Source organism: Pseudomonas sp. YH-1 (genome assembly GCF_051990045.1).
Classification (GTDB): Bacteria; Pseudomonadota; Gammaproteobacteria; order Pseudomonadales; family Pseudomonadaceae; genus Pseudomonas; species Pseudomonas nicosulfuronedens.
Map to the genome: position 1 here is coordinate 5415402 of NZ_CP178184.1, position 23212 is coordinate 5438613.

Sequence of the window (23212 nt, forward strand, 5' to 3'; positions counted from 1 at the left end):
CCGAAGGGCGGCTTTTTCATGGGCCGGTGAATCACTCGTAACGCAGCGATTCCGCCGGCTGGGTCGAGGCCGCGCGCCAGGCTGGATAAAGCGTGGCGAGGAAACTCATCGACAGCGCCGCGACGCAGATCAGCACAATGTCGCTGATCTGCGGGTCGGACGGCAGGTAGTTGATGAAGTAGATATCCGAGTTGAACACGTGGGTGCCGGCAATCCGCTCCAGGGTCGAGACGATGGCGGTGACGTTGTACGCCGCGAGTACGCCCAGTACGCAGCCGATGACGGTGCCGATCAGGCCGATCACCGTGCCCTGCACCATGAAGATCGCCATGATCTGCTTGGGTGTGGCGCCCAGGGTACGCAGGATGGCGATGTCCGCGCGCTTGTCGGCCACGACCATGATCAGGGTGGCGATGATGTTGAAGGCGGCGACCGCGACGATCAGCAGCAACAGCAGGCCGATCATGGTCTTTTCCATCTTCATCGCGCTGAACAGGCTGCCCTGGGTGTGGGTCCAGTCCACCGAGCGGTAGCCGTCGCCCAACTGTCTGGCAATGGCTGCACCCACCTCTGGCGCCAGGAACAGGTCCTTCAGGGCGATGCGCACGCTCTGCACCTGGCCGGGCTGCCAACGCATCAGGCTCGCCGCGTCGTCCACGTGGATCAGCGCCAGGGTGCTGTCCAGTTCGGCACCGACCTTGAAGATGCCGACCACGTTCAGGCGCTGCATGCGCGGGGTGATGCCGCCAGGCGCGGTGCTCGGCTCTGGAACGATCAGCAGCAGGCTGTCACCGACGTTGACGTGGAAGCGACGCGCGATGATCTCACCGATGACCACGCCGAACTCGGTGGCCTTGAGGTCATCGAGGCTGCCGCGAACCATGTGCTGGCCGATGATCGACACCTGGGTTTCCAGCGCCGGATCGACGCCATCGACCTCGATGGGCTGCATCATGCCCTTGTAGGAGAGCATGCCGTCGACTTCGGTGTAGGGTACCGCGCCGACGATCTTCGGGTTCTGCTTCGCCACGTCGGCGACGCGCTGCCAGTCGTCCAGCGGACCGCTGGTTTTCTGCAGCACGGCATGCGGGACCATGCCGAGTATTCGCGAGCGCATTTCCTTCTGGAAGCCGTTCATTACCGAGAGCACCACGATCATCGCCAGCACGCCCAGGGCAAGGCCGATCATCGAGGTCAGGGAGATGAACGAGATGTAATGGTTGCGTCGCTTGGCACGGGTATAGCGGGTGCCGATGAAGACGGACAGGGGTCTGAACATTCCGTTATCCCTCAGGCGGCGACCAGCCGGCCCTCCTCCAGGCGCAGCACACGGTCCATCTGCTGGGCGAGGTGGGTGTCGTGGGTCACCACCAGGAAGGCGGTACGCAGGGATTGCGACAGTTCCAGCATCAGCTCCTGGATACCGTGGGCAGTGTGCTGGTCGAGGTTGCCGGTGGGCTCGTCGAGCAGCACCAGCTTCGGCGTATTGACCAGGGCGCGGGCGATGGCCACGCGCTGGCGCTCACCACCGGACAGCTCGGACGGCTTGTGGCTCAGGCGATGGCCCAGACCCACGCGCTCCAGCAGCGCAGTGGCACGCTGACGCGCCTCGGGGATCGGCGTCTTGCCGATCAGCAGCGGCATGCAGACGTTCTCCAGGGCGGTGAACTCGGGCAGCAGGTGGTGGAACTGGTAGACGAAGCCCAGCGCGCGGTTGCGCAGCAGGCCGCGCTGCTTTTCGTTCAGCGCCGACAGCTGCTCACCGGCCAGCCAGACGCTGCCGGTGCTGGGGGTATCCAGGCCGCCGAGCATGTTCAGCAGGGTGCTCTTGCCCGAACCGGAGCTACCGACGATGGCGACGCGCTCGCCCGGCAGCAGTTCCAGTTGCACATTGGACAGCACTTCGACCGATTGCGGGCCTTCCTCGTAGCGCTTGCCGAGGTCTCGGCAGCTCAGGACGGCCTGATCGTTGTTACTCATAACGCAATGCCTCCGCGGGCTGGGTGCGGGCCGCACGCCAGGCCGGATACAGGGTGGCGAAGAAACTCAGGATCAGCGCGGCGCTGCACACCAGGATCACGTCCTCGCTCATCAGTTGCGAAGGCAGGTAATCGATGAAGTAGACGTCCGCGTTGAGGAATTTGTGACCCAGCAGGCGCTCCAGCAGGGCGATGGCGGAGCTGACATTGAGCGCCGCGAGGATGCCCAGCACGCCGCCGATGAAGGTGCCGATCACGCCGATCACCGTGCCCTGCACCATGAAAGTCGCCATGATCTGCCCCGGTGTGGCGCCCAGGGTACGCAAGATGGCGATGTCGGCCTTCTTGTCGGTGACGACCATGACCAGGGTGGAAATGATGTTGAACGCGGCGACCGCGACAATCAGCAGCAGCAACAGGCCGATCATGGATTTTTCCATGCGGATCGCCTGATACAGGTTGCCGTGGCTGCGGGTCCAGTCGCGGGCAAAATAGTCGTTGCCCTTCAGGGTGCGGGCGATTTCCCAGGCGGTACGCGGCGCCTGGAACAAATCATCGAGCTTCAGGCGCAGCCCTTCGACCTGGCCTTCCTTGAGACGGCGCATGCGCGCGGCGTCGTCGATGTGGACCATGGCGACGTAGCCATCCAGCTCACCGGCGCCGACGTGGAAGGTACCGACCACGGTGAAGCGCTTCATGCGCGGGAACATGCCGGCCGGGGTGACCGAGACTTCCGGGGCGATGAAGGTGACCTTGTCGCCCAGCTTCACGCCGAGGTTCTTCGCCGCCTTGTCACCGATCAGGATGCCGAACTCGCCGGGCTTGAGGCTCGAGAGCGAGCCTTCCTGGAAGAATTGGTCGATGATTGAGACCTTGCTTTCCTCGTTCGGATCCACGGCGTTGATCAGCACCTTCTGTACCGTGCCGCCGGCACTGAGCAGGCCCTGCATCTGGATGAAGGGTGCGACCTCCAGCACGTTAGGGTGCTGGGTCTTGATCTGCCCGGCGATGCCCCGCCAGTCGGAGATGGGCTGGTAGGACTCGACCGTGGCGTGGGGCACCATGCCCAGCACGCGGGTGCGCATCTCGTGGTCGAAGCCATTCATCACCGAGAGCACCACGATCATCACCACCACGCCCAACGCGAGGCCGATCATGGAAGTGAGCGAAATGAAGGAAACGAAGTGGCTGCGGCGTTTGGCGCGTGTGTAGCGCGTTCCGATGTAGACGGAAAGAGGTCTGAACATGTGGGGCCGATTGAGAAGATGAAGAGTGCGTCGAGCGTCAGTTCCATCTGGCGTACGACTTCCGTGTGGCGAGGCTCGGCAGGCGGCTTTACACTCAGACCATCACTGCCGCCGTGGGTTCGCCATGTCCACTCCAGACGCGGATGACCGCCGCGAATACTATCGTATTGAAGACACGCTCGCATTGGAATTTCGCCCGCTGCGCGAGGACGAAATCCAGTCGCAAGAAGTGCTTCAGGATGATTCCGCGCTGTTCAATCTGCTCAGCGACCTGCACCTGACCGACTTCGAGTCGCAGCACCTGCTGCGGCATATCAATGAGCGCGACCGCCCGCTGGCCAGCTACCTGAAGGTGATGAACAAGCGCATCGACCTGATCGCCCAGGCCCTCACCCAGAGCCTGCTCAGCGAGATCGGCCCGGCGCGCAAGGTGACGCTGTCCGAAGGCGGCATCAATTTCCGCGACGACCAGGCGCTCCCCGTAGGCCAGCCTCTGGCACTCAAGATTGTCCTGCTGCCACAAGGCCTGGGCATGCTGCTGCGTGCCAAGGTCACCCACTGCCAGCAACAACCCGAGGGCGACTACGAGATCGGCACCGAATTCGACATACTCGGCGATACCCAACGGCAACTGCTGGCCCGTCATATCCTCCAGCGCCAGGCGTTGGAACGCCGGCAGGCCAAGGCCCGCGAAGAATGAACCCTAGGACATCCATGCGCCATCTGCTGCTCCTGTTGAGCCTTGTCACCCCGTTGCCACTGCTGGCCGATACCATTGAGATACCTGTGGGCTCCCAGGGCGACCCGCACATCGCGCTGCCGGCCCGCGGCGAGACCCAGAAGGCGGTGCTGGAGCGTTTCGGCCTGCCGGACGAGGAACATCCGGCGGTGGGCAAGCCGCCCATTTCGCGCTGGGACTACCGCGAGTTCAGCGTCTATTTCGAGAGCGGAGTGGTGGTCGATGCCGTCCGCCAGCACCGTTCGCAATACCTCAAGGACCTCTCCCCGACTCCCAAGGAGCCCCAGTGACTCTGATCTATGGCCATCGCGGCGCCAAAGGCGAAGCACCGGAAAACACCCTGAACAGCTTCCTGCGCTGCCTGGAACATGGCGTGAAGCGCTGTGAACTGGACCTGCACCTGTCCCGCGACGGCGAGCTGATGGTGATCCACGACCCGACGCTCAAACGCACTACCGGCCGCCGCGGCAAGGTATCCGAGCAACTGGCGGACGACCTGGTGACCATGGACGCCCGCGACGGCGGTCCGGGCTGGGTGCGCCCCTGCCCCATCCCGCGTCTGGCGGAGCTGTTCGAGCGTTGCGAGTTCGAGCACTGGCAGCTGGAAGTGAAAAGCGCGTCGAAGGATCGTGCTGGCCGCACGGTGCAGGCGATCCACCAGCTGGTGGGCCGTTTCGGCCTGCGCGACCGGATCACCGTGACCTCGAGTTCGCGTACGGTGCTGCGCGCGCTGGAAGAACTGGCGCCGGATCTGTCGCGCGGACTGGTCGCCGAATACGCTTGGCTCGACCCGCTGAAGGTCGCCGCGCACTACGGCTGTGATCTGCTGGCGCTGAACTGGATGCTGTGCACCCCGGAGCGCTTGCTGAAAGCACAGAAGCAGGGGCTGCATGTGTCGGTCTGGACGGTCAACGAGCCGGCGCTGATGCGCCGGCTCGCCGATTTTGGCGTGGATAGCCTGATCACAGACTTTCCCGGTTTGGCCACTGCCACGATCGGGAATCGCTGAGCAGGTTCTCCCCGACCGGCTCAGGCCGCCGGTCGGGGTATTTCAAAAAATCCGGTTCAGGCCGTCGAACGCCGCTACGCGGTAGGCTTCGGCCATGGTCGGATAGTTGAAGGTGGTGTTGACGAAGTACTTCAGGGTATTGAGCTCACCCGGCTGGTTCATGATCGCCTGGCCGATGTGCACGATCTCCGAAGCCTGGTCGCCGAAACAGTGCACACCGAGGATTTCCAGGGTGTCACGGTGGAACAGGATCTTCAGCATGCCCACCGGCTCGTTGGAGATCTGCGCACGCGCCATGCCCTTGAAGAAGGCCTTGCCCACTTCGTAGGGGATCTTGGCCACGGTCAGTTCCTGCTCGTTCTTGCCGATGGAGCTGATCTCCGGAATGGTGTAGATGCCGGTCGGTACGTCATTCACGAAGCGCCAGCCATCGTGCTCGACGATGTTGCCGGCGGCCGAGCGCCCCTGGTCGTAGGCGGCGCTGGCCAGGCTCGGCCAGCCGATCACATCGCCCGCGGCGTAGATGTTCGACACCGAGGTGCGGTAGTTCTCGTCCGTCTCGATCTGGCCGCGGCTGTTGACCTTGATGCCGATGTTTTCCAGGCCCAGGCGATCCGTGTTGCCGGTACGGCCGTTACACCACAGCAGAGCATCGGCCTTGATCTTCTTGCCCGATTTCAGGTGCAGGATCACGCCGTTGTCCAGGCCTTCCACGCGCTCGTACTCCTCGTTGTGACGGATCAGCACGTTGTTGTTGCGCAAGTGGTAGCTCAGCGCATCGGAAATCTCGTCGTCGAGGAAGCTCAGCAACTGGTCACGGGTGTCGATCAGGTCCACCAGCACGCCCAGGCCACTGAAGATCGAGGCGTACTCGCAGCCGATCACGCCGGCTCCGTAAATGATCAGGCGGCGCGGGGTATGGCTCAGCGAGAGGATGGTGTCGCTGTCGTAGACACGCGGGTGGTTGAAGTTGATGTCCGAGGGGCGATACGGGCGCGAGCCGGTAGCGATGACGAACTGGTCGGCCACCAGGCGTTCCACGGCGCCGCTAGGAGTGACGACTTCAACGGTGCGCTCATCGACGAAGCTGGCGGTGCCGTTGAACATGTCGATGCGGTTGCGCGCGTAGTAGCCGGTGCGCGAGGAGACCTGCTTGGAGATCACTCGCTCGGCGCTTTTCAGCACGTCGGGGAAGGAGAACCAGCGCGGCTCGCCGATCTGGCGGAACATCGGGTTGGTGTTGAACTCGATGATCTGCTTCACCGAGTGACGCAGCGCCTTGGACGGGATGGTGCCCAGGTGCGTGCAGTTGCCGCCGACCACGCGACGGCTGTCCACCACCGCCAGCTTGCGCCCGTACTTGGAGGCGTTCATCGCCGCCCCCTCGCCTGCCGGGCCCGTGCCGAGAATCACCACGTCGTAGTTGTAGACAGCCATGCGTACTCCTTCAGAACAGGCCGGGGCGCCCGCTTGGCGCTCCCGGCGAAGCCCCGGCACCACATGCGCCGAGGCGGATCGAAATCATTGGCGCAGCTTAGCCCTGCGGCAAAAGGCTGCACATTAGCGGTTGGTCGGCAGGTAGGCGAATTTTGCCGCCACTACATGCACTGACCAGCCTGCGGGCCGCCATCATGCCCGCCAAAGCTTTCATTCAGGCGACGGGAACAGCGCTTCGAAGCGCGTCGTCGCGCGCGTCACGAAACCCTCGCCCTGGCGCACGATGAAGAAAGCAGCCAGCCCATTGCGCTCGGCAAAGGTATAGCCCTCCTCCGGCCCCAGCACCATCAGCAGGGTCGACAGGCCATCGGCACGCAACGCCTGTGCCTCCGCCACCGTGACGGCCGCCAGGGCATGCCTGACCGGTGCCCCGGTGCGCGGGTCGAACGTGTGCGAATAGCGCTGCCCACCCTCCTCGAAATAATTGCGGTAGTCGCCGGAGGTGGACAAGCCAATGCCATCCAGCGCCACCGAACGCTCCACCTGCCGCTCACGCTCGCCGCTGGGCACTTCCAGGGCGATACGCCAGGGTTTGCCATCGGGCTTGTGGCCCACAGCCTTGAGCTCCCCGGTGATCTCCACCAGGTAATCGGTCAGGCCCAGCTCAGCCAGCCGAGCACTGACCCGATCCACCGCGTAGCCGGCAACGATGCTGTCGAAGTCCAGTTGCGCGTCCACGTCCTTGCACAGCTGCTCGCCGTTCAGACGCAAATGTCGATGACCGACACGGGCGCGCTCACGCTCCAGTGCAGGGGCATCGGGCACCTTCTCACTGCGCGACTGTGGACCGAAGCCCCAGAGGTTCATCAGCGGCTCGACGGTGAGATCGAAAGCACCGCCGCTCTGCTGCGAAAGCTGCTCGCCGTAGCGCCAAAGCGTCAGCATGTCCGACGGCAAGGCCATGCATGCACCGGCAGGCAAGCCATTGAAGCGGGACACCACGGAGTCATCACGGTAAGTGGAAAACTGCTCGTCCAGGCCTGCCAGGATCGCGTCGACCTCATTCTTGAGTTTCGCCGCGTCCGGTGACTTGCCAGTTGGCACGTACTGCACGGTGTAGCTGCTGCCCATGGTCGGCCCGCCGAAGTGCTCGACGGATTGCCCGCAACCGCTCAGGGCTGCCAGAACCAGCAGGATCAACAGGCTTGCACGGGACAAGGTCATCTCCTTCAGCCGCCAGGCGAGCGGCGCCGGGCATTCTACCGCAAGCACCCAGCGCCACTGTTTCCGCTCCGGCAAAGGTGCATTACCAAAAGAAAACGGGAGCCGAAGCTCCCGTTTCTCAACCGGTTCAGGCGTCAGCCTTGGCCGGGGACTTGCGCTTGAACAGGTAGCACGCCCCCATCAGCACGATCCACACCGGGATCGCGTACACCGACACGTCGATGCCAGGGATCTGCAGCATGATACCGAGGATGAACACCACGAAGGCCAGGCACAGCCAGTTGCCGTAGGGGTACCACAGCGCGCGGAAGAACGGCTGTACGCCCTTGGCCACCATGGCCTTGCGGAACTTCATGTGGGCCAGGCTGATCATCGCCCAGTTGATCACCAGCGCGGCGACCACCAGGGACATCAGCAGCTCCAGCGCCTGGTGCGGGATCACATAGTTGACCACCACGCAGGCCAGGGTGATGAACGCCGAGACACCAATGGCCAGCAGCGGTACTCCACGGTCATCCACCTTGGCGAAGGCACGCGGGGCGTCGCCCTGCTCGGCCAGGCCAAAGAGCATGCGGCTGTTGCAGTACACGCAGCTGTTGTAGACCGACAGCGCGGCGGTGAGCACCACGAAGTTCAGGATGTTGGCCGCGATGTCGCTACCCAGCAGCGAGAAGACCTTCACGAACGGGCTACCGCTGTAGGGGTCGCCGGCGCTGCTGATGCTCTGCAGCAGGGCATCCCAGGGATACAGCGAAAGCAGCACGGCCAGGGCGCCGATGTAGAAGATCAGGATCCGGTAGATGACCTGGTTGATCGCCTTGGGAATCACCTTTTTCGGCTCGGCGGCTTCGGCGGCAGTGATGCCGACCAGCTCCAGGCCACCGAAGGAGAACATGATGATCGCCAGGACCATGATCAGCCCCTTCCAGCCATTGGGGAAGAAGCCACCGTGGGCCCACAGGTTGCTCACCGAGGCCTGCGGACCGCCGGTGCCGCTGACCAGCAGCCAGACGCCGAGCAGGATCATGCCGATGATGGCGACGACCTTGATGATCGCGAACCAGAACTCGGTCTCGCCGAAGGCCTTCACGTTGAACAGGTTGATGGCGTTGATCAGGACGAAGAATACTGCCGCCGTCGCCCAGGTCGGGAAGTCCGGCCACCAGAACTGGATGTACTTGCCGACTGCGGTCAGCTCCGACATGCCCACCAGGATGTACAGCACCCAGTAGTTCCAGCCGGACATGAAGCCGGCGAAACCGCCCCAGTACTTGTGCGCGAAGTGGCTGAAGGAACCGGCAACGGGCTCCTCGACGATCATCTCGCCCAGTTGGCGCATGATCAGGAAGGCGATGAAGCCGCCGATGGCGTAGCCGAGGATCATCGACGGGCCGGCGGATTGCAGAACGCCGGCAGAGCCCAGGAACAGGCCGGTACCGATGGCGCCGCCGAGGGCGATCAGCTGGATGTGGCGGTTCTTCAGGCCACGCTTCAGCTCGCCTTCGTGCAGATGTTGTCCATCCATTTGAAGTCTTTCCGGTTTCAGGAGTTGGCAGATTTTGTCGTTGGAATGGTGGAGCCAGTAACGAAAAACGGGAGCCCGAGAGCTCCCGTTTCCCTTATACCGCCTGAATCAGCGCGGGAAAGCCGGCGGGTTCACGCCAGCCATGTCTTCCATCACGCGGACGACCTGGCAGCTGTAGCCGAACTCGTTGTCGTACCACACGTACAGGACGACGCGGTTGTCGTTGGCGATGGTCGCCTCAGCATCGACGACGCCCGCATGGCGGGAACCGACGAAGTCGGTGGAAACCACTTCCTGGGACGACACGAAGTCGATCTGCTTCTGCAGGTCCGAGTGCATGGCCATCTGGCGCAGGTACTCGTTGATCTCTTCGCGGTTGGTGGCCTTTTCCAGGTTCAGGTTCAGGATGGCCATGGAGACGTTCGGCGTCGGAACGCGGATGGCGTTGCCGGTCAGCTTGCCTTTGAGAACCGGCAGAGCCTTGGCGGCAGCGGTAGCGGCGCCAGTCTCGGTGATCACCATGTTCAGCGGCGCGGCGCGGCCACGACGGCTGCCTTTGTGGAAGTTGTCGATCAGGTTCTGGTCGTTGGTGAACGAGTGAACGGTTTCGACGTGGCCGTTGACGATGCCGTACTGGTCGTTGACAGCCTTCAGCACCGGCACGATGGCGTTGGTGGTGCAGGAAGCAGCCGAGACGATCTTGTCGTCAGCGGTGATGTCGCCATGGTTGATGCCGTGAACGACGTTCTTCAGCGCGCCCTTGCCCGGAGCGGTCAGGATCACGCGGTCGATGCCAGGGCACTTCAGGTGCTGGCCCAGGCCTTCGGCGTCACGCCACTTGCCGGTGTTGTCGACCAGCAGGGCATTCTTGATGCCGTACTGGGTGTAGTCGATCGACGCCGGGTCGTTGGAGTAGATCACCTGGATCAGGTTGCCGTTGGCGGTGATGGTGTTGTGTTCTTCGTCGATGGTGATGGTGCCATCGAACGGACCATGCACGGAGTCACGACGCAGCAGGCTGGCGCGCTTGACCAGGTCGTTCTCGGCGCCCTTGCGGACGACGATGGCGCGCAGGCGCAGGCCGTCGCCACCACCGGTCTTCTCGATGAGGATACGGGCCAGCAGGCGGCCGATACGACCGAAACCGTACAGGACCACGTCGGTGCCTTCGCGGGCGCCGCCGTTCTGCTTGCCGACCACGTCGGCCAGCTCGTCCTTGGTGAACTGCTCGATGCTGCGGCCGTTACCTTCGGACTTGAACTTGGCAACCATCTTGCCCAGGTCTACGGAAGCGGCGCCCAGCTTGAGCTCGCTCATCGCCTTGAGGATCGGGAAAGTGTCGTGAACCGACAGCCCGCCTTCTTCGGCCAGGCGGTGACGGGCGAAACGGTGCGCTTTGAGGATCGCGATCACCGAACGGTTGATCAGGCCACGGCCGTAGATCGAGGTCACCACGTTATTGTTACGGTACAGCTGACCGATCAGCGGAATCATGGCTTCCGCGAGGGCTTCACGATCGATCCACTCACCGAGACACTGGTCGGGCTTCTGGGTCACGGGCAATACCTTCCACATGTAGGAGAAGAAAAAAGGGGCTACATTATGACGGTGTGAACCTTCTCCGGCAATCCGCGACCGTCGCATGACTGACATCCGTCAATCGGGATAGTTACAATCCGGCCGGTCAAATTCCTCGACCGGAGCCACGAACGCCCGTGTCCGTACTGCGCATACCTACACTGCCGACCGCTGCCGGCAAACAATCCTGGGGCAATCTCCCCGGAGCCGCCCTGAGCCTGGCCATCGCAGAAGCTGCCGGCCCAGCCAAACGTTTCACCCTGTTGCTGACTGCCGACAGCCAGAGCGCCGAGCGTCTGGAGCAGGAGCTGCGCTTCTTTGCGCCGGACCTGCCGGTGCTGCAGCTGCCGGACTGGGAAACCCTGCCCTACGACGTGTTCTCGCCGCACCAGGACATCATTTCCCAGCGCGTCGCCGCCCTCTATCAACTGCCGGAACTGCGCCGCGGCGTGCTGGTGGTGCCCATCACCACCGCCCTGCACCGCCTGGCACCGGCCAAGTTCCTGCTCGGCAGCAGCCTGGTCCTGGACGTCGGTCAGAAGCTCGACGTCGAGCAGATGCGCAGCCGCTTCGAGGCCGCCGGCTACCGCTGCGTGGACACCGTCTACGAACACGGCGAGTTCGCCGTGCGCGGCGCACTGATCGACCTGTTCCCGATGGGCAGCGAGCTGCCCTACCGCATCGACCTGTTCGACGACGAAATCGAGACGCTGCGCACATTCGATCCGGAAACCCAGCGCTCCATCGACAAGGTGGAGAGCATCCGCCTGCTGCCGGCCCGCGAGTTCCCGCTGCGCAAGGAGGCGGTGACCGGCTTCCGTGGTCGTTTCCGCGAGCGCTTCGACGTCGACTACCGCCGCTGCCCGATCTACCAGGACCTGGCCAGCGGCCTGACACCCGCCGGCATCGAGTACTACATCCCGCTGTTCTTCGAAGAAGGCGAGACGTCGACGCTGTTCGACTACCTGCCGCAGGACACCCAGGTGTTCTCCCTGCCAGGCATCGAGACCGCCGCCGAACAGTTCTGGACTGATGTTCGCAACCGCTACGAAGACCGCCGCTACGACCCAGAGCGCCCACTACTGCCTCCCGCTGAAGTGTTCCTGCCGGTAGAGGACTGCTTCGCCCGCCTGAAAAACTGGCCGCGCGTGGTGGTCAGCCCGGAGCCGATCGAGGTTGGTGTCGGCCGCGAACGCTTCCCCGCCGAAGCGCTACCTGAACTGGCCATTGAGGCCAAGGCCACTGAGCCGCTGGCACGCCTGCGCCAGTTCATCGAGCAGTTCGACGGTCGCATCCTCTTTACCGCTGAATCCGCCGGTCGCCGCGAAGTGCTGCTGGAACTGCTGGCGCGGTTGAAGCTGCGCCCGGTGGAAGTCGAAGGCTGGCCGGGCTTCCTGGCCCACAAGGACCGCCTGGCGATCACCATCGCACCGATGGACGAAGGCCTGCTGCTGGATGCCGACAAGGGCCAACCGGGCATCGCCCTGGTGGCCGAGAGCCCGCTGTTCGGCCAGCGCGTCATGCAGCGTCGGCGCCGCGAGAAGACCCGCGACGGCGGCGAGAACGTCATCAAGAACCTCACCGAGCTGCGCGAAGGCGCACCGGTGGTGCACATCGACCACGGTGTCGGCCGCTACATGGGTCTGATCACCCTGGAGATCGACGGCCAGAACGCCGAATTCCTCGCCCTGGAATACGCCGACGAAGCCAAGCTCTACGTGCCGGTGGCCAACCTGCACCTGATCGCCCGCTACACCGGCAGCGACGACGCCCTGGCGCCGCTGCACAAGCTGGGCTCGGAAACCTGGCAGAAGGCCAAGCGCAAGGCCGCCGAACAGGTCCGCGACGTCGCCGCCGAGCTGCTCGACATCTACGCCCGCCGCGCCGCCCGCAAGGGCTACGCGTTCAAGGACCCGCAGGTCGACTACGCCACCTTCTCCGCCGGCTTCCCCTTCGAGGAAACCCCGGACCAGCAGACCGCCATCGAGGCGGTGGTCGCCGACATGCTCTCGGAGAAGCCGATGGACCGCCTGGTCTGTGGCGACGTGGGCTTCGGCAAGACCGAAGTGGCCATGCGCGCGGCTTTCGTCGCGGTGCACAGCGGCAAACAGGTCGCCGTGCTGGTGCCCACCACCCTCCTCGCCCAGCAGCACTACAACAGCTTCCGCGACCGCTTCGCCGACTGGCCGGTGAGCGTCGAGGTAATGAGCCGATTCAAGTCCGCCAAGGAAGTCGAAGGCGCCGTCGCGCAGCTCGCCGAGGGCAAGGTCGACATCGTCATCGGCACCCACAAACTGTTGCAGGACGATGTGAAGTTCAAGAACCTCGGCCTGGTCATCATCGACGAGGAGCATCGCTTCGGCGTACGGCAGAAGGAGCAGCTCAAGGCGCTGCGCAGCGAGGTGGACATACTCACCCTCACCGCCACGCCGATCCCGCGCACGCTCAACATGGCGGTGGCCGGCATGCGCGACCTGTCGATCATCGCCACACCACCGGCGCGCCGTCTCTCCGTGCGCACCTTCGTCATGGAAGAGCAGAAGTCGGTGATCAAGGAAGCCCTGTTGCGCGAACTGCTGCGCGGCGGCCAGGTGTACTTCCTGCACAACGAAGTGAAGACCATCGAGAAGTGCGCCCGCGACCTGGCGGAGCTGGTTCCCGAGGCACGTATCGGCATCGGCCACGGGCAGATGAACGAGCGCGACCTGGAACGGGTGATGAGCGACTTCTACCACAAGCGCTTCAACGTGCTGGTGGCCTCGACCATCATCGAGACCGGCATCGACGTGCCGAGCGCCAACACCATCCTCATCGAGCGCGCCGACAAGTTCGGTCTGGCCCAGCTGCACCAGCTGCGCGGGCGTGTCGGCCGCAGCCACCACCAGGCCTACGCCTACCTGCTCACCCCGCCGCGCAAGCAGATGACCCCGGACGCCGAAAAGCGCCTGGAGGCCATCGCCAACGCCCAGGACCTCGGCGCCGGTTTCGTGCTGGCCACCCATGACCTGGAAATCCGCGGCGCCGGCGAACTGCTCGGCGATGGCCAGAGCGGGCAGATCCAGGCAGTGGGCTTCACCCTCTACATGGACATGCTCGAGCGCGCGGTGAAAGCCATCCGCAAGGGCGAGCAGCCGAACCTGGAACAGCCTCTGGGCGGCGGCCCGGACATCAACCTGCGCGTACCGGCGCTGATCCCCGAGGATTACCTGCCGGACGTTCACGCCCGCTTGATCCTCTACAAGCGCATCGCCAACGCCGCCGACGAAGACGGCCTGCGCGAGCTGCAGGTGGAAATGATCGACCGTTTCGGCCTGCTGCCTGACCCGGCGAAGAACCTGATCCGTCTGACTTTGCTGAAACTGCAGGCAGAAAAGCTCGGGATCGTGAAGGTAGATGCCGGCCCCCAGGGCGGACGGGTAGAATTCGCCGCCGATACCTGTGTCGACCCGCTGGTGCTGATCAAGATGATCCAGAGCCAGCCCAATCGGTACAAATTCGAAGGGGCCACCCTCTTCAAGTTCCAGGTGCCCATGGAGCGCCCGGAAGAACGGTTCAACACGCTGGAGGCGCTGCTCGAGCGCCTCACGCCACAGACTCACTAAGGAACCCTGTGCATGCGCCTGTTCCAACCCTTGCTGCTGTCGCTGGCGCTTCTCTCGCCAGCCGCCTTCGCCGAGCCTTACCAGGTGGAGCTGATTCTCTTCCAGCAGTCCGGCGACGCTGTGTTCGCCAGCCGCCCCGCGCCCGACGACTGGGCCAAGGGCGCGCAACCACCGGGTCCTGACAGCTCGCGCCCAACCGCGATGGATGCCCAGGTCGCCAAGCTCAAGCAGAACGAAGGTTTCCAGGTCCTGATGCACAAGGCCTGGCGCCAGGAGATCGATGCCAATCCGGTAAAGATTTCCCTGAGCGAAGGCGCCCAGCGTGACGGCCACTTCCCGGTGGAAGGTACCGTCACCCTGAGCCAGCAGCGCTTCGTGAACACCCAGACCGACTTCTGGATCAACCAGTTCGGCCAGGACGGCCTGCTCGCCGCCAGCCAGCACATGGTCCAGGAAGCCAGCCTGAAGAACAGCGTATTGACCTACCTCGACCACCCGAGCCTGGGCATGCTGATCAAGGTGACCCCGCTCAACGCCAAGCCTGCCTCCGCCCCGCCGCCAGGCATGGAGGACGAGGCACCAACCGGGCCGGACGCACCGCAGCAACAACAGGCTCCGGCCGCCCCGGCAGACGGCGGTTTCGACGCACCGCCGCCGGCGCAATAACGAAAAAGCCCGGCATTCGCCGGGCTTTTTCTTTTGCTCTCTGTAGGAGCGAGCTTGCTCGCGAACCACCTGGGACCGTGTCTTGCCGCTTCGCGAGCAAGAACTAGGCGCCCCTCGCTCCTACAATAATGACTCAACTCACCAGCACGCGCCCCAGCACCTCGCGCACCTTGCCGATGCCTTCGTGCAGCGCCTGCTCGATCTCGGCCATGGTGATGATGCCGCTGGACTTGCCAGCCGCCGGGTTCACCACCAGCGACAGACAGGCGTAAGGCAGGTCCAGCTCACGGGCCAGCGCGGCTTCGGGCATGCCGGTCATGCCGATGATGTCGCAGCCGTCGCGCTCCAGCTTGGCAACTTCCGCCACGGTTTCCAGGCGCGGACCCTGGGTCGCGGCATACACGCCATGGCTGCTGTACGCATAGCCCAGCGCCTGCAGGGCGGCGATCAGCTTGAGCCGCAGCGCCTCGTCATAGGGATGGCTGAAGTCGATGTGAGTGACATGCTCGATGTCACCGGCGAAATAGGTGTGCTCGCGGCCCCAGGTGTAATCGACGATCTGGTGAGGCACACAGAGATGGCCGCTACCCATGGCGGCATGGATGCCACCCACCGCGTTCACCGCCAGAATGGCCTCGGCACCGGCCTGTTTCAGCGCCCAGAGGTTGGCGCGGTAGTTCACCTGATGCGGCGGGAAACGATGCGGATGACCGTGGCGGGCAAGGAAAAGCACCTCGCGGCCGGCGAACTCACCGCGCTGGATGGCCGCCGACGGCGCGCCATAGGGCGTATCCAGCTCGATGGCGTCCTTCAGGCTCAAACCTTCCAGCTGGGTCAGGCCAGTGCCGCCAATGATGGCGTAGACAGTCATGGCAAATCCTTAATCAATCAGTTGTGCGGCACGCAGCTCGCCGACGGCCTGTTGCCAGCGTGGCAGCTGCTTGTATTCGATACCCGGCCAGGCCTTGGCGCGCATGCGCTGCAGACGCGGCGGTGCAGTGACCTCGAGGCGCTGCAGGGCGCTCAGGGCCAGCTCGGCGGAGGCGCGGTCGTTGCACACCAGGCCCATATCGCAGCCAGCGCTCAGCGCGGCCTCGATGCGATTGGCAGCATCGCCGACGACATGGGCGCCAGCCATGGACAGGTCATCACTGAAAATCACGCCGTCGAAGCCCAGCTCACCGCGCAGGATGTCCTGCAACCAGCGGCGAGAGAAGCCGGCCGGATTCGGGTCGACCTGCGGATAGATCACGTGGGCCGGCATCAGCGCATCCAGTTCGCCGGAAAGGCGCTGGAATGGGACCAGGTCTACAGCGCGGATCTGTTCCAGTGTGCGCTCGTCCTCGGGAATCCCCACGTGGGAATCCACCTCCGCCCAGCCGTGACCGGGGAAATGCTTGCCGGTGGAAGCCATGCCTGCGGCGCGCATACCGCGGATGAATGCACCAGCCAAAGCAACAGCACGCTCCGGATTGCCTTCGAAAGCGCGACTGCCGACCACGGCGCTGCGCTGGTGATCCAGGTCCAGCACCGGGGCGAAGCTCAGGTCGAGCCCCACCGCCAGCACTTCGGTTGCCATCAGCCAGCCGCACTGCTCGGCCAGTCGTTCGGCATTGGGATTATCGGCAATGGCGCGCATCGCCGGCAGACGCAGGAAGCCCTGGCGCAGGCGCTGCACGCGACCACCCTCCTGGTCCACCGCCAGCAGCAGGTCGGGACGTACGGCGCGAATAGCTTCCATCAGCTCGCGCACCTGGCGCGGCGATTCGATGTTGCGGGCAAAGATGATCAGGCCACCGACTTCCGGGTGGCGCAGGATCTGGCGGTCCTCGGCGGTGAGCCAGGTGCCGCCGATGTCGAGCATCAGGGAGCCTTGCATGTGCATTCCTTTCAATTCAGTTGTGCTGCCTGCCAATCGGGACAGGCAGTCTCTTCGATTCGAACCCGGCAATGGAGGGGCACCCGCGGAAAGAGTTCCAGCAGGTCGTCATTGCGCAGGCGGATACAACCGTGGGACAGCGGCGTACCCATGGGTTCGCAGTCCGGTGTGCCGTGCAGATAGATGTAGCGGCGAAAGGTATCGACCTCGCCCATCCGGTTGCGCCCCGGTTCGCTGCCGCTGAGCCAGAGGATGCGCGAGAGAATCCAGTCACGGCCGGGAAAGGCCTCGTGAAGCTCAGCCGTCCAGGTCTCACCGGTCCAGCGTCGCCCCTTCAGTACTGCACCCCTGGGCAAGCCATCGCCGATGCGTGCACGGATCTGGTGCAAGCCTCGTGGCGTGCACCCGGAGCCGTTTCGCTCCCCCGCACCGTTGACGGCGCTGGATACCGGAACACGCAGGACAAGACGCCCTGCGGCAAAGCCGTAGAGCATCTGGTCAGCAAGGGAGATATGGAGAAGATCGAGATCAGCCATGGCCGGCTACTGTAGCCGATCGAACCGACGCAGCCCAGCGCGAAGCCGGGCTCGGATCAGACTTTGGCAGGCGCCTGGGAGGCGCTCGATTTGGTACGCGGCTTGAGTTGCGCGCCCGCCAGCGATGGATCGCTGACACCACTGTCGGCACGCATGCCGGCGGCGAGGAACGGCACCATCAGGCGCATCACCTGCTCGATGGAAGTGTTCACGCCAAAATCGTTCTCGGCCATGGCACGCAGCGCTTTGATGCCGGACATGCTGAACACCGCGGTACCCAGCATGAAGTGCACGCGCCAGAACAACTCCAGCGGCGGCAGTCGCGGCGCGGACTCGTGCACCAGCAGCATGTAGCGGCGGAACACCTTGCCGTAGACCTCTTCGAGGTACTTGCGCAGGTGCCCCTGGCTCTGGCTGAACGCCAGGCCCAGCAGCCGCATGAAGATCGACAGATCATTGCCGCTACGCGGCTTCACCGCCATGGCCTGAACCACGAGCAGCTCGAGCAGCTCTTCCAGGGTCGCGCGCGGCGCATCAGGTTTGGCCTGGCGGCGATCCAGCTCCTTTTCGAGGCTGGCGCAGAACGGGCCGAGGAAGCGCGAGAAGACCGCCTGTATCAGCGCCTTCTTCGAGCCGAAGTGATAGTTCACCGCCGCGAGATTCACCCCCGCCTTGCTGGTGATCAGACGCAAGGAGGTTTCGGCGAAGCCTTTCTCCGCGAACAGCTGTTCCGCAGCATCCAGGATGCGTTCGACGGTTTCCGACTGGGCCATGGCTACTCCGCCTGACAAACACTTGTTTGAAACATACGTTTCAGCGTCTTGTATTGTCAAGCAAAGTGCGATGGATTGTTACCAATATCATGGCAATGCGACGAGACACCTTATGTACAGCAAGACGCTTGCCAAGCCCCAAAGGTTACATGCACGAACGTACCACCGACAGCCATCCCCAATAAAAGCATTGCCAGCCCGCCATCACTGTATATAATTCCAGTCACTGTATAAAAAGCCAGAGTATGGACATGCTGAAGCTCACGCCGCGCCAAGCCGAGATCCTCGCCTTCATCAAACGCTGCCTGGAAGCCAACGGCTACCCGCCCACCCGCGCGGAAATCGCCCAGGAACTCGGCTTCAAGTCACCTAACGCCGCCGAGGAACATTTGAAGGCCCTCGCCCGCAAAGGCGCCATCGAAATGACCCCGGGCGCCTCCCGCGGCATTCGCATCCCCGGCTTCGAGCCCAAGGCCGCCGCCAATGACGACGAACTGCCGATCATTGGCCGCGTCGCCGCCGGCGCGCCGATCCTCGCCGAGCAGAACGTCGACGACACCTGCCGGATCAACCCGACCTTCTTCAACCCACCGGCCAACTACCTGCTGCGTGTACGCGGCCAGAGCATGAAGGATGTCGGCATCATGGACGGCGACCTGCTTGCCGTGCACGTCACCCGCGAGGCGCGCAACGGCCAGATCGTGGTCGCGCGCCTGGGTGAAGAGGTAACGGTGAAGCGCTTCAAGCGCGAAGGCAGCAAGGTCTGGCTGCTCGCCGAGAACCCGGAGTTCGCCCCCATCGAGGTCGATCTCAAGGAACAGGAACTGGTCATCGAAGGCTTGAGCGTCGGCGTGATCCGTCGCTGAACAGGAGATACCCATGCAGTACCCGCAGCCGCAGAACCTGCCGCAACTCCCGCTGTTCCAGGAAGTATTCTGGGCAAGCGGTACTGCTCCCCTGCTCCCGGAGCTGATGGAAGAAGAGCCCATCGCCGAAGAAAGCGCCTTCAGTGAGATAGCCCTGCGTGGCCTCCCCAGCCAGTGCCTGATGCTGCTGGCGCCAATGCTCCGCGAGCTGAGCGAGGAAAGCGACTCGCGCTGGCTGACCCTGATCGCACCGCCGTCCAGCCTGACGCCGGACTGGCTGCGCAAGGCCGGTCTGAACCGCCAGGGCATCCTGCTGCTGCCGGCCCGCGATCAGGCCGCCGCCCAGGCCCTGGCCTGCGAGGCACTGCGCCTGGGCAACAGCCATACCGTGGTGAGCTGGCTGAACCTCAGCGCGAAAGCGCGCGCGCAACTCTCCCGCGCTGCCGTTGCCGGCCAGGCGCAGAGCCTGAATATTCGTCTGGGTTGATCGGATCGAGAAACTTCGCCGCGAACGCGGCGAAGCGACAGAACTCAGTGCAGGACGCGCGGACCTTCGTCGTCCATGCTCATGTCGCTGCCTTCGGCGAGGCGACCGGCCATCTGTACACCGACATTGAACATCGCCTTGGCGATCTCGATGTGCTGACCCTGCAGGAAACCCTTGGCATCGGCGGAGAACTCCAGGGTCACCAGCGCCTCCTCCTCGTCCGCACGACGCAATACGATACGCCCGTCAGGCAGCTCGACAATTTCCAGAAATGAGGTTGGCATAGCGACGTTCTCCACAGCAGAACGCGTAGTGTAACAGCCACACCCGCTACACCCTAGCCAAAGCTTGCGCGGACCGACCGGAAGGCCGGCACGCAGTGAAGCAGGGATCAGAGCTCAGTGAGCGAGGCGCGGAAGCGCAGCACCAGCTCCTTCAGGGCTTTACGCCAGGCCTCCAGCTCATCATTGCCCAGCTCGACCGGCGCCTCGTCGTCGACATTCACCGCCTGGATCAGCGGCTGGGTCGGATCGACCTTGGCTTTCTTCGGCTCGGTCGGCGGCTGGAACAGCGCGGCGTAGGCGGCCAGCAGGCGACCCAGCCAGGCTTCCGGCGATTGCGCCAGTTCAACCATCTCCGCCAGCTCCGGACTTGGAGCGGCAGCCAGCACCTCGGCGTTCAGCAGCATATCGACGCGCGGAGCACCAGCCTGGGGCAGGCGGTAGTAGCCGGCGATCTCATGGGCGACGCCCAGCACCGCCCCATAGAGATGGAACAGCGCCGCTTCGCGCTCGGCCTGGATGCGCGCCTGGGCATTCATCGCGCGCGCGGACTCGGCGTTGCGCCAGGCTTCCAGGGCAAGGCCGGCGAAGAACAGCTTCTGGTTGGTACGGGTATAGAGTTCGTTCGCCATGACCGGGCCCTCTGCAGTCGACTTCGGCAGTATAAGCACGCCCCGCCTCAGCGGGGCGCGCCTTCCATCAGCGCTTGTCTTCGACCTTCCACTTGCCGCCGTCGAAGAACGCGCGCCAGCCGGTGGGCTTGCCGTCGACCTCGGACTGCACGTACTGCTCCTTGGTCTTGCGGCTGAAGCGGATGACTGCCGGACGACCATCCGGGTCTTTCGCCGGAGCGGAAAGCAGGAAGTGGTACTTCGGATCCAGCTCTTCCTTGTGCGGCAGCAGTTCGGCCACCAGCGGAGCACGGGTCTCGCGGTTCTTCGGGAACTGGCTGGCGGCGAGGAACAGGCCGGAAGCACCGTCACGCAGCACGTAGATGTCGTCGACCTTCTCGCACTTGAGTTCCGGCATGCGGATGGCGTCCATCTTCGGCGGCGCAGGCTCACCATTCTTCAGCAGCTTGCGGGTGTTCTTGCAGGTCGGGTTGGTGCAGCCGAAGAACTTGCCGAAGCGACCGGTCTTGAGCTGCATCTCGCTGCCGCACTTGTCGCATTCCAGGCTGGGGCCTTCGTAGCCCTTGATGCGGTACTGACCCTCTTCGATCTCGTAGCCGGCGCAATCCGGGTTGTTGCCACAGATGTGCAGCTTGCGCTTTTCGTCGACCAGGTACGCATCCATCGCGGTGCTGCAGATCGGGCAGCGGTGCTTGCCACGCAGCACGCGGGATTCGGATTCGCCTTCGTCATCGGCTGCGATCTCGTCGCCCGGAATCAGGTTCACGGTCGCCTTGCAGCGCTCTTTCGGTGGCAGGCTGTAGCCCGAGCAACCGAGGAACACGCCGGTGGAAGCGGTACGGATCATCATCGGTCGGCCGCACTCGCGGCAGGGGATGTCGGTCAGGGTCGGCTGGTTGGCGCGCATGCCGTCGTTGGCAGCCTCGGCCAGGTCGAGCTTCTTGCGGAAGTCGCCGTAGAACTCGTCCAGCACGTTTTTCCAGTCTCGCTCGCCCTGGGCCACGTCATCGAGGTTCTCTTCCATGCCGGCGGTGAAGCCGTAGTCCATCAGGTTGGAGAAGCTCTCGTTGAGACGATCGGTGACGATGTCGCCCATTTTCTCCGCGTAGAAGCGGCGGTTGTGGGTGGTGACGTAGCCGCGTTCCTGGATGGTGGAGATGATCGCCGCGTAGGTGGACGGGCGACCGATGCCACGTTTTTCCAGTTCTTTGACCAGGCTGGCTTCGGAGAAGCGCGCCGGCGGCTTGGTGAAGTGCTGGCTCGGGTCGAGCTTGAGCAGCTTCATCGCATCGCCCTGGTTCATTTCCGGCAGGACGTCGTCCTCGCCCGGCTTGCTCTGCTGCGGCAGCACCTTGGTGTAGCCGTCGAACTTGAGGATGCGGCCCTTGGCGCGCAGTTCGAAGTCACCGGCAGCTGCGCTGACGGTGGTGGACAGGTACTCGGCCGGCGGCATCTGGCAGGCCACGAACTGGCGCCAGATCAGGTCGTACAGGCGCTCGGCATCACGCTCCATGCCCGACAGCTGGGTCGGACGCAGGTTGACGTCGGAAGGACGAATCGCTTCGTGCGCTTCCTGGGCACCTTCCTTGCTGGAGTAGAAGTTCGGCTTGGCCGGCAGGTATTTCTTGCCGAACTCGCTGTCGATGAAGCCACGCACCATATCGATGGCGTCGGCCGACAGGTTGGTCGAGTCGGTACGCATGTAGGTGATGTAGCCGGCTTCGTAGAGACGCTGGGCCATCATCATGGTCTTCTTCACCCCGAAGCCCAGGCGGTTGCTTGCGGCCTGTTGCAGGGTGGAGGTGATGAATGGTGCCGAGGGCTTGCTGGAAGTCGGCTTGTCCTCGCGCTTGGCGATGCTGTAGCTGGACGCCTTGAGCTTCTCCAGGGCAGCAGTGGCCTGGGCTTCGTTCAGCGGCTTGAAGGCTTCGCCCTTCTCGCGGACGACTTCGAAGCGGACCTTGTCGTTCTTCGGCGTGCCGAGGTCGGCGTGGACTTCCCAGTACTCTTCCGGGACAAAGGCGCGGATCTCGCGCTCACGCTCGACCACCAGCTTAACCGCCACCGACTGCACACGACCGGCAGACAGGCCGCGGGCGATCTTGGCCCAGAGCAGCGGGGAAACCATGTAGCCCACCACGCGATCGAGGAAGCGTCGCGCCTGCTGGGCATTCACGCGGTTGATATCCAGCTCGCCGGGCTGAGAGAAGGCCTCCTGGATGGCCTTCTTGGTGATTTCGTTGAAGACCACGCGCTTGTAGCGCGAGTCGTCGCCGCCGATGGCCTCGCGCAGGTGCCAGGCAATGGCCTCCCCTTCGCGGTCCAAGTCGGTTGCGAGATAGATGGTGTCGGCATCCTTGGCCAGGCGACGCAGCTCCTCGATCACCTTTTCCTTGCCGGGCAGGATCTCGTACTTGGCCTTCCAGCCGTGCTCCGGATCGACGCCCATGCGGGTGACGAGCTGGCGCTTGGCCTTCTCCTTCGGCGACAGGGCCGGCGCCTCGGCAGCGCTCTTGCGCGTTTTTGCCGCAGGCTCCTTCGACGCGGACGAGCCGCTGGTGGGCAGGTCGCGGATGTGGCCGATGCTCGACTTCACCACGTACTGGTTGCCCAGGTACTTGTTGATGGTCTTGGCCTTGGCCGGTGATTCCACGATGACCAGCGATTTACCCATGGATCGGAAGATTCCTGCGTCGAAAAGATGAATTTGTAAGGAGGGAGGAGCTAGGAGCGGCACCGCTATATATAGTGG

The 23212-nt window shown here is 63.9% G+C and carries 20 protein-coding genes and 1 pseudogene; 7 read left to right on the forward strand and 14 right to left on the reverse strand.

The annotated features are described in order from the left end of the window. Positions 1 to 31: 31 nt before the first annotated feature. The 3 genes from ACKI1H_RS24715 to ACKI1H_RS24725 are packed head-to-tail and all read right to left on the reverse strand — an operon-like array spanning position 32 to position 3226. Entirely contained in the window at positions 32 to 1279 is a 1248-nt protein-coding gene (locus tag ACKI1H_RS24715; protein ID WP_440466654.1) for a lipoprotein-releasing ABC transporter permease subunit, read from the reverse strand. A gap of 11 nt (positions 1280 to 1290) precedes the next feature. After that, entirely contained in the window at positions 1291 to 1980 is a 690-nt protein-coding gene (gene lolD / locus ACKI1H_RS24720; RefSeq protein ID WP_024766679.1) for a lipoprotein-releasing ABC transporter ATP-binding protein LolD, read from the reverse strand. Beyond that, on the reverse strand, positions 1973 to 3226 hold the full coding sequence (locus ACKI1H_RS24725; RefSeq protein WP_440466655.1) for a lipoprotein-releasing ABC transporter permease subunit: 1254 nt from the start codon (positions 3224 to 3226) through the stop codon (positions 1973 to 1975). The genes lolD and ACKI1H_RS24725 overlap by 8 nt, the downstream gene beginning before the upstream one ends. Positions 3227 to 3350: 124 nt before the next feature. Here ACKI1H_RS24725 and ACKI1H_RS24730 point away from each other — a divergent pair, with 124 nt between their 5' ends. The 3 genes from ACKI1H_RS24730 to ACKI1H_RS24740 are packed head-to-tail and all read left to right on the forward strand — an operon-like array spanning position 3351 to position 4974. Beyond that, positions 3351 to 3926, forward strand: a complete 576-nt coding sequence (locus ACKI1H_RS24730; protein ID WP_138526013.1) for a PilZ domain-containing protein — start codon at positions 3351 to 3353, stop codon at positions 3924 to 3926. Positions 3927 to 3940: 14 nt separating this feature from the next. Continuing rightward, positions 3941 to 4255: a phosphodiesterase gene (locus ACKI1H_RS24735; protein ID WP_138526012.1), complete on the forward strand. Its 315-nt coding sequence runs from the start codon at positions 3941 to 3943 to the stop codon at positions 4253 to 4255. Beyond that, a complete protein-coding gene (locus ACKI1H_RS24740) occupies positions 4252 to 4974 on the forward strand; it encodes a glycerophosphodiester phosphodiesterase (protein WP_138526011.1) in 723 nt (240 codons plus the stop codon). Before ACKI1H_RS24735 ends, ACKI1H_RS24740 begins: the two co-directional genes overlap by 4 nt. A gap of 42 nt (positions 4975 to 5016) precedes the next feature. Here the strand turns inward: ACKI1H_RS24740 and sthA are convergent, their stop codons facing one another. From sthA to ACKI1H_RS24760, 4 genes and pseudogenes are all read right to left on the reverse strand, one after another. Next, a complete protein-coding gene (sthA, locus tag ACKI1H_RS24745; RefSeq protein ID WP_045211662.1) occupies positions 5017 to 6411 on the reverse strand; it encodes a Si-specific NAD(P)(+) transhydrogenase in 1395 nt (464 codons plus the stop codon). Between the two features lie 210 nt (positions 6412 to 6621). Further along, entirely contained in the window at positions 6622 to 7635 is a 1014-nt protein-coding gene (locus tag ACKI1H_RS24750) for an FAD:protein FMN transferase (protein ID WP_440466656.1), read from the reverse strand. Positions 7636 to 7792: 157 nt separating this feature from the next. Further along, positions 7793 to 9160 (reverse strand): annotated as a pseudogene (locus ACKI1H_RS24755) (amino acid permease); the annotation flags it as partial. Between the two features lie 108 nt (positions 9161 to 9268). Then, positions 9269 to 10735 carry a glyceraldehyde-3-phosphate dehydrogenase gene (locus ACKI1H_RS24760; protein WP_138526008.1) on the reverse strand — a complete coding sequence of 489 codons (1467 nt, stop codon included), beginning with the start codon at positions 10733 to 10735 and terminating at the stop codon, positions 9269 to 9271. Positions 10736 to 10875: 140 nt separating this feature from the next. Here ACKI1H_RS24760 and mfd point away from each other — a divergent pair, with 140 nt between their 5' ends. Both mfd and ACKI1H_RS24770 read left to right on the forward strand, forming a co-directional pair. Then, on the forward strand, positions 10876 to 14340 hold the full coding sequence (gene mfd / locus ACKI1H_RS24765) for a transcription-repair coupling factor (protein WP_138526007.1): 3465 nt from the start codon (positions 10876 to 10878) through the stop codon (positions 14338 to 14340). 12 nt (positions 14341 to 14352) lie between these two features. After that, entirely contained in the window at positions 14353 to 15006 is a 654-nt protein-coding gene (locus ACKI1H_RS24770) for a CsiV family protein (protein ID WP_138526006.1), read from the forward strand. A 133-nt stretch (positions 15007 to 15139) separates the two neighbouring features. Here ACKI1H_RS24770 and ACKI1H_RS24775 read toward each other — a convergent pair whose 3' ends face one another. The 4 genes from ACKI1H_RS24775 to ACKI1H_RS24790 are packed head-to-tail and all read right to left on the reverse strand — an operon-like array spanning position 15140 to position 18194. Further along, positions 15140 to 15877 carry an S-methyl-5'-thioinosine phosphorylase gene (locus tag ACKI1H_RS24775; protein WP_138526005.1) on the reverse strand — a complete coding sequence of 246 codons (738 nt, stop codon included), beginning with the start codon at positions 15875 to 15877 and terminating at the stop codon, positions 15140 to 15142. Positions 15878 to 15886: 9 nt separating this feature from the next. Further along, complete coding sequence (gene nagZ / locus ACKI1H_RS24780) at positions 15887 to 16885, reverse strand: beta-N-acetylhexosaminidase (RefSeq protein WP_138526004.1); 999 nt, start codon at positions 16883 to 16885, stop codon at positions 15887 to 15889. A gap of 11 nt (positions 16886 to 16896) precedes the next feature. Beyond that, complete coding sequence (locus tag ACKI1H_RS24785) at positions 16897 to 17421, reverse strand: L,D-transpeptidase family protein (protein ID WP_440466657.1); 525 nt, start codon at positions 17419 to 17421, stop codon at positions 16897 to 16899. A gap of 56 nt (positions 17422 to 17477) precedes the next feature. Further along, positions 17478 to 18194 (reverse strand): TetR/AcrR family transcriptional regulator, encoded by a 717-nt coding sequence (locus tag ACKI1H_RS24790; RefSeq protein WP_138526002.1) that lies wholly within the window; start codon positions 18192 to 18194, stop codon positions 17478 to 17480. Between the two features lie 251 nt (positions 18195 to 18445). On the opposite strand from ACKI1H_RS24790, the gene lexA reads away from it, so the two are divergent. Both lexA and sulA read left to right on the forward strand, forming a co-directional pair. Further along, positions 18446 to 19060 carry a transcriptional repressor LexA gene (gene lexA, locus ACKI1H_RS24795; RefSeq protein ID WP_138526001.1) on the forward strand — a complete coding sequence of 205 codons (615 nt, stop codon included), beginning with the start codon at positions 18446 to 18448 and terminating at the stop codon, positions 19058 to 19060. A gap of 13 nt (positions 19061 to 19073) precedes the next feature. Continuing rightward, the gene (sulA, locus tag ACKI1H_RS24800; protein WP_440466658.1) at positions 19074 to 19547 is read left to right on the forward strand and encodes an SOS-induced cell division inhibitor SulA; all 474 of its coding nucleotides are present in this window, start codon (positions 19074 to 19076) and stop codon (positions 19545 to 19547) included. A gap of 44 nt (positions 19548 to 19591) precedes the next feature. Here sulA and ACKI1H_RS24805 read toward each other — a convergent pair whose 3' ends face one another. The 3 genes from ACKI1H_RS24805 to topA form a co-directional block, all read right to left on the reverse strand. Further along, positions 19592 to 19831, reverse strand: a complete 240-nt coding sequence (locus ACKI1H_RS24805; RefSeq protein ID WP_138525999.1) for a hypothetical protein — start codon at positions 19829 to 19831, stop codon at positions 19592 to 19594. Between the two features lie 107 nt (positions 19832 to 19938). Beyond that, the gene (locus ACKI1H_RS24810) at positions 19939 to 20460 is read right to left on the reverse strand and encodes a DUF6586 family protein (protein WP_138525998.1); all 522 of its coding nucleotides are present in this window, start codon (positions 20458 to 20460) and stop codon (positions 19939 to 19941) included. A gap of 67 nt (positions 20461 to 20527) precedes the next feature. Next, a complete protein-coding gene (gene topA / locus ACKI1H_RS24815) occupies positions 20528 to 23134 on the reverse strand; it encodes a type I DNA topoisomerase (protein WP_138525997.1) in 2607 nt (868 codons plus the stop codon). Positions 23135 to 23212: the final 78 nt, after the last annotated feature.

Excerpts from the sequence above, each read along its gene's own strand:
- nagZ (WP_138526004.1), bottom strand. The coding sequence starts at position 16,885 with ATGCAAGGCTCCCTGATGCTCGACATCGGCGGCACCTGGCTCACCGCC.
- ACKI1H_RS24750 (WP_440466656.1), bottom strand. The coding sequence starts at position 7,635 with ATGACCTTGTCCCGTGCAAGCCTGTTGATCCTGCTGGTTCTGGCAGCC.
- ACKI1H_RS24730 (WP_138526013.1), top strand. The coding sequence starts at position 3,351 with ATGTCCACTCCAGACGCGGATGACCGCCGCGAATACTATCGTATTGAA.
- ACKI1H_RS24715 (WP_440466654.1), bottom strand. The coding sequence starts at position 1,279 with ATGTTCAGACCCCTGTCCGTCTTCATCGGCACCCGCTATACCCGTGCC.
- ACKI1H_RS24770 (WP_138526006.1), top strand. The coding sequence starts at position 14,353 with ATGCGCCTGTTCCAACCCTTGCTGCTGTCGCTGGCGCTTCTCTCGCCA.
- sulA (WP_440466658.1), top strand. The coding sequence starts at position 19,074 with ATGCAGTACCCGCAGCCGCAGAACCTGCCGCAACTCCCGCTGTTCCAG.
- ACKI1H_RS24775 (WP_138526005.1), bottom strand. The coding sequence starts at position 15,877 with ATGACTGTCTACGCCATCATTGGCGGCACTGGCCTGACCCAGCTGGAA.
- ACKI1H_RS24735 (WP_138526012.1), top strand. The coding sequence starts at position 3,941 with ATGCGCCATCTGCTGCTCCTGTTGAGCCTTGTCACCCCGTTGCCACTG.
- ACKI1H_RS24785 (WP_440466657.1), bottom strand. The coding sequence starts at position 17,421 with ATGGCTGATCTCGATCTTCTCCATATCTCCCTTGCTGACCAGATGCTC.
- ACKI1H_RS24725 (WP_440466655.1), bottom strand. The coding sequence starts at position 3,226 with ATGTTCAGACCTCTTTCCGTCTACATCGGAACGCGCTACACACGCGCC.
- lexA (WP_138526001.1), top strand. The coding sequence starts at position 18,446 with ATGCTGAAGCTCACGCCGCGCCAAGCCGAGATCCTCGCCTTCATCAAA.
- topA (WP_138525997.1), bottom strand. The coding sequence starts at position 23,134 with ATGGGTAAATCGCTGGTCATCGTGGAATCACCGGCCAAGGCCAAGACC.
- ACKI1H_RS24810 (WP_138525998.1), bottom strand. The coding sequence starts at position 20,460 with ATGGCGAACGAACTCTATACCCGTACCAACCAGAAGCTGTTCTTCGCC.
- sthA (WP_045211662.1), bottom strand. The coding sequence starts at position 6,411 with ATGGCTGTCTACAACTACGACGTGGTGATTCTCGGCACGGGCCCGGCA.
- ACKI1H_RS24790 (WP_138526002.1), bottom strand. The coding sequence starts at position 18,194 with ATGGCCCAGTCGGAAACCGTCGAACGCATCCTGGATGCTGCGGAACAG.
- lolD (WP_024766679.1), bottom strand. The coding sequence starts at position 1,980 with ATGAGTAACAACGATCAGGCCGTCCTGAGCTGCCGAGACCTCGGCAAG.
- ACKI1H_RS24760 (WP_138526008.1), bottom strand. The coding sequence starts at position 10,735 with ATGTGGAAGGTATTGCCCGTGACCCAGAAGCCCGACCAGTGTCTCGGT.
- ACKI1H_RS24805 (WP_138525999.1), bottom strand. The coding sequence starts at position 19,831 with ATGCCAACCTCATTTCTGGAAATTGTCGAGCTGCCTGACGGGCGTATC.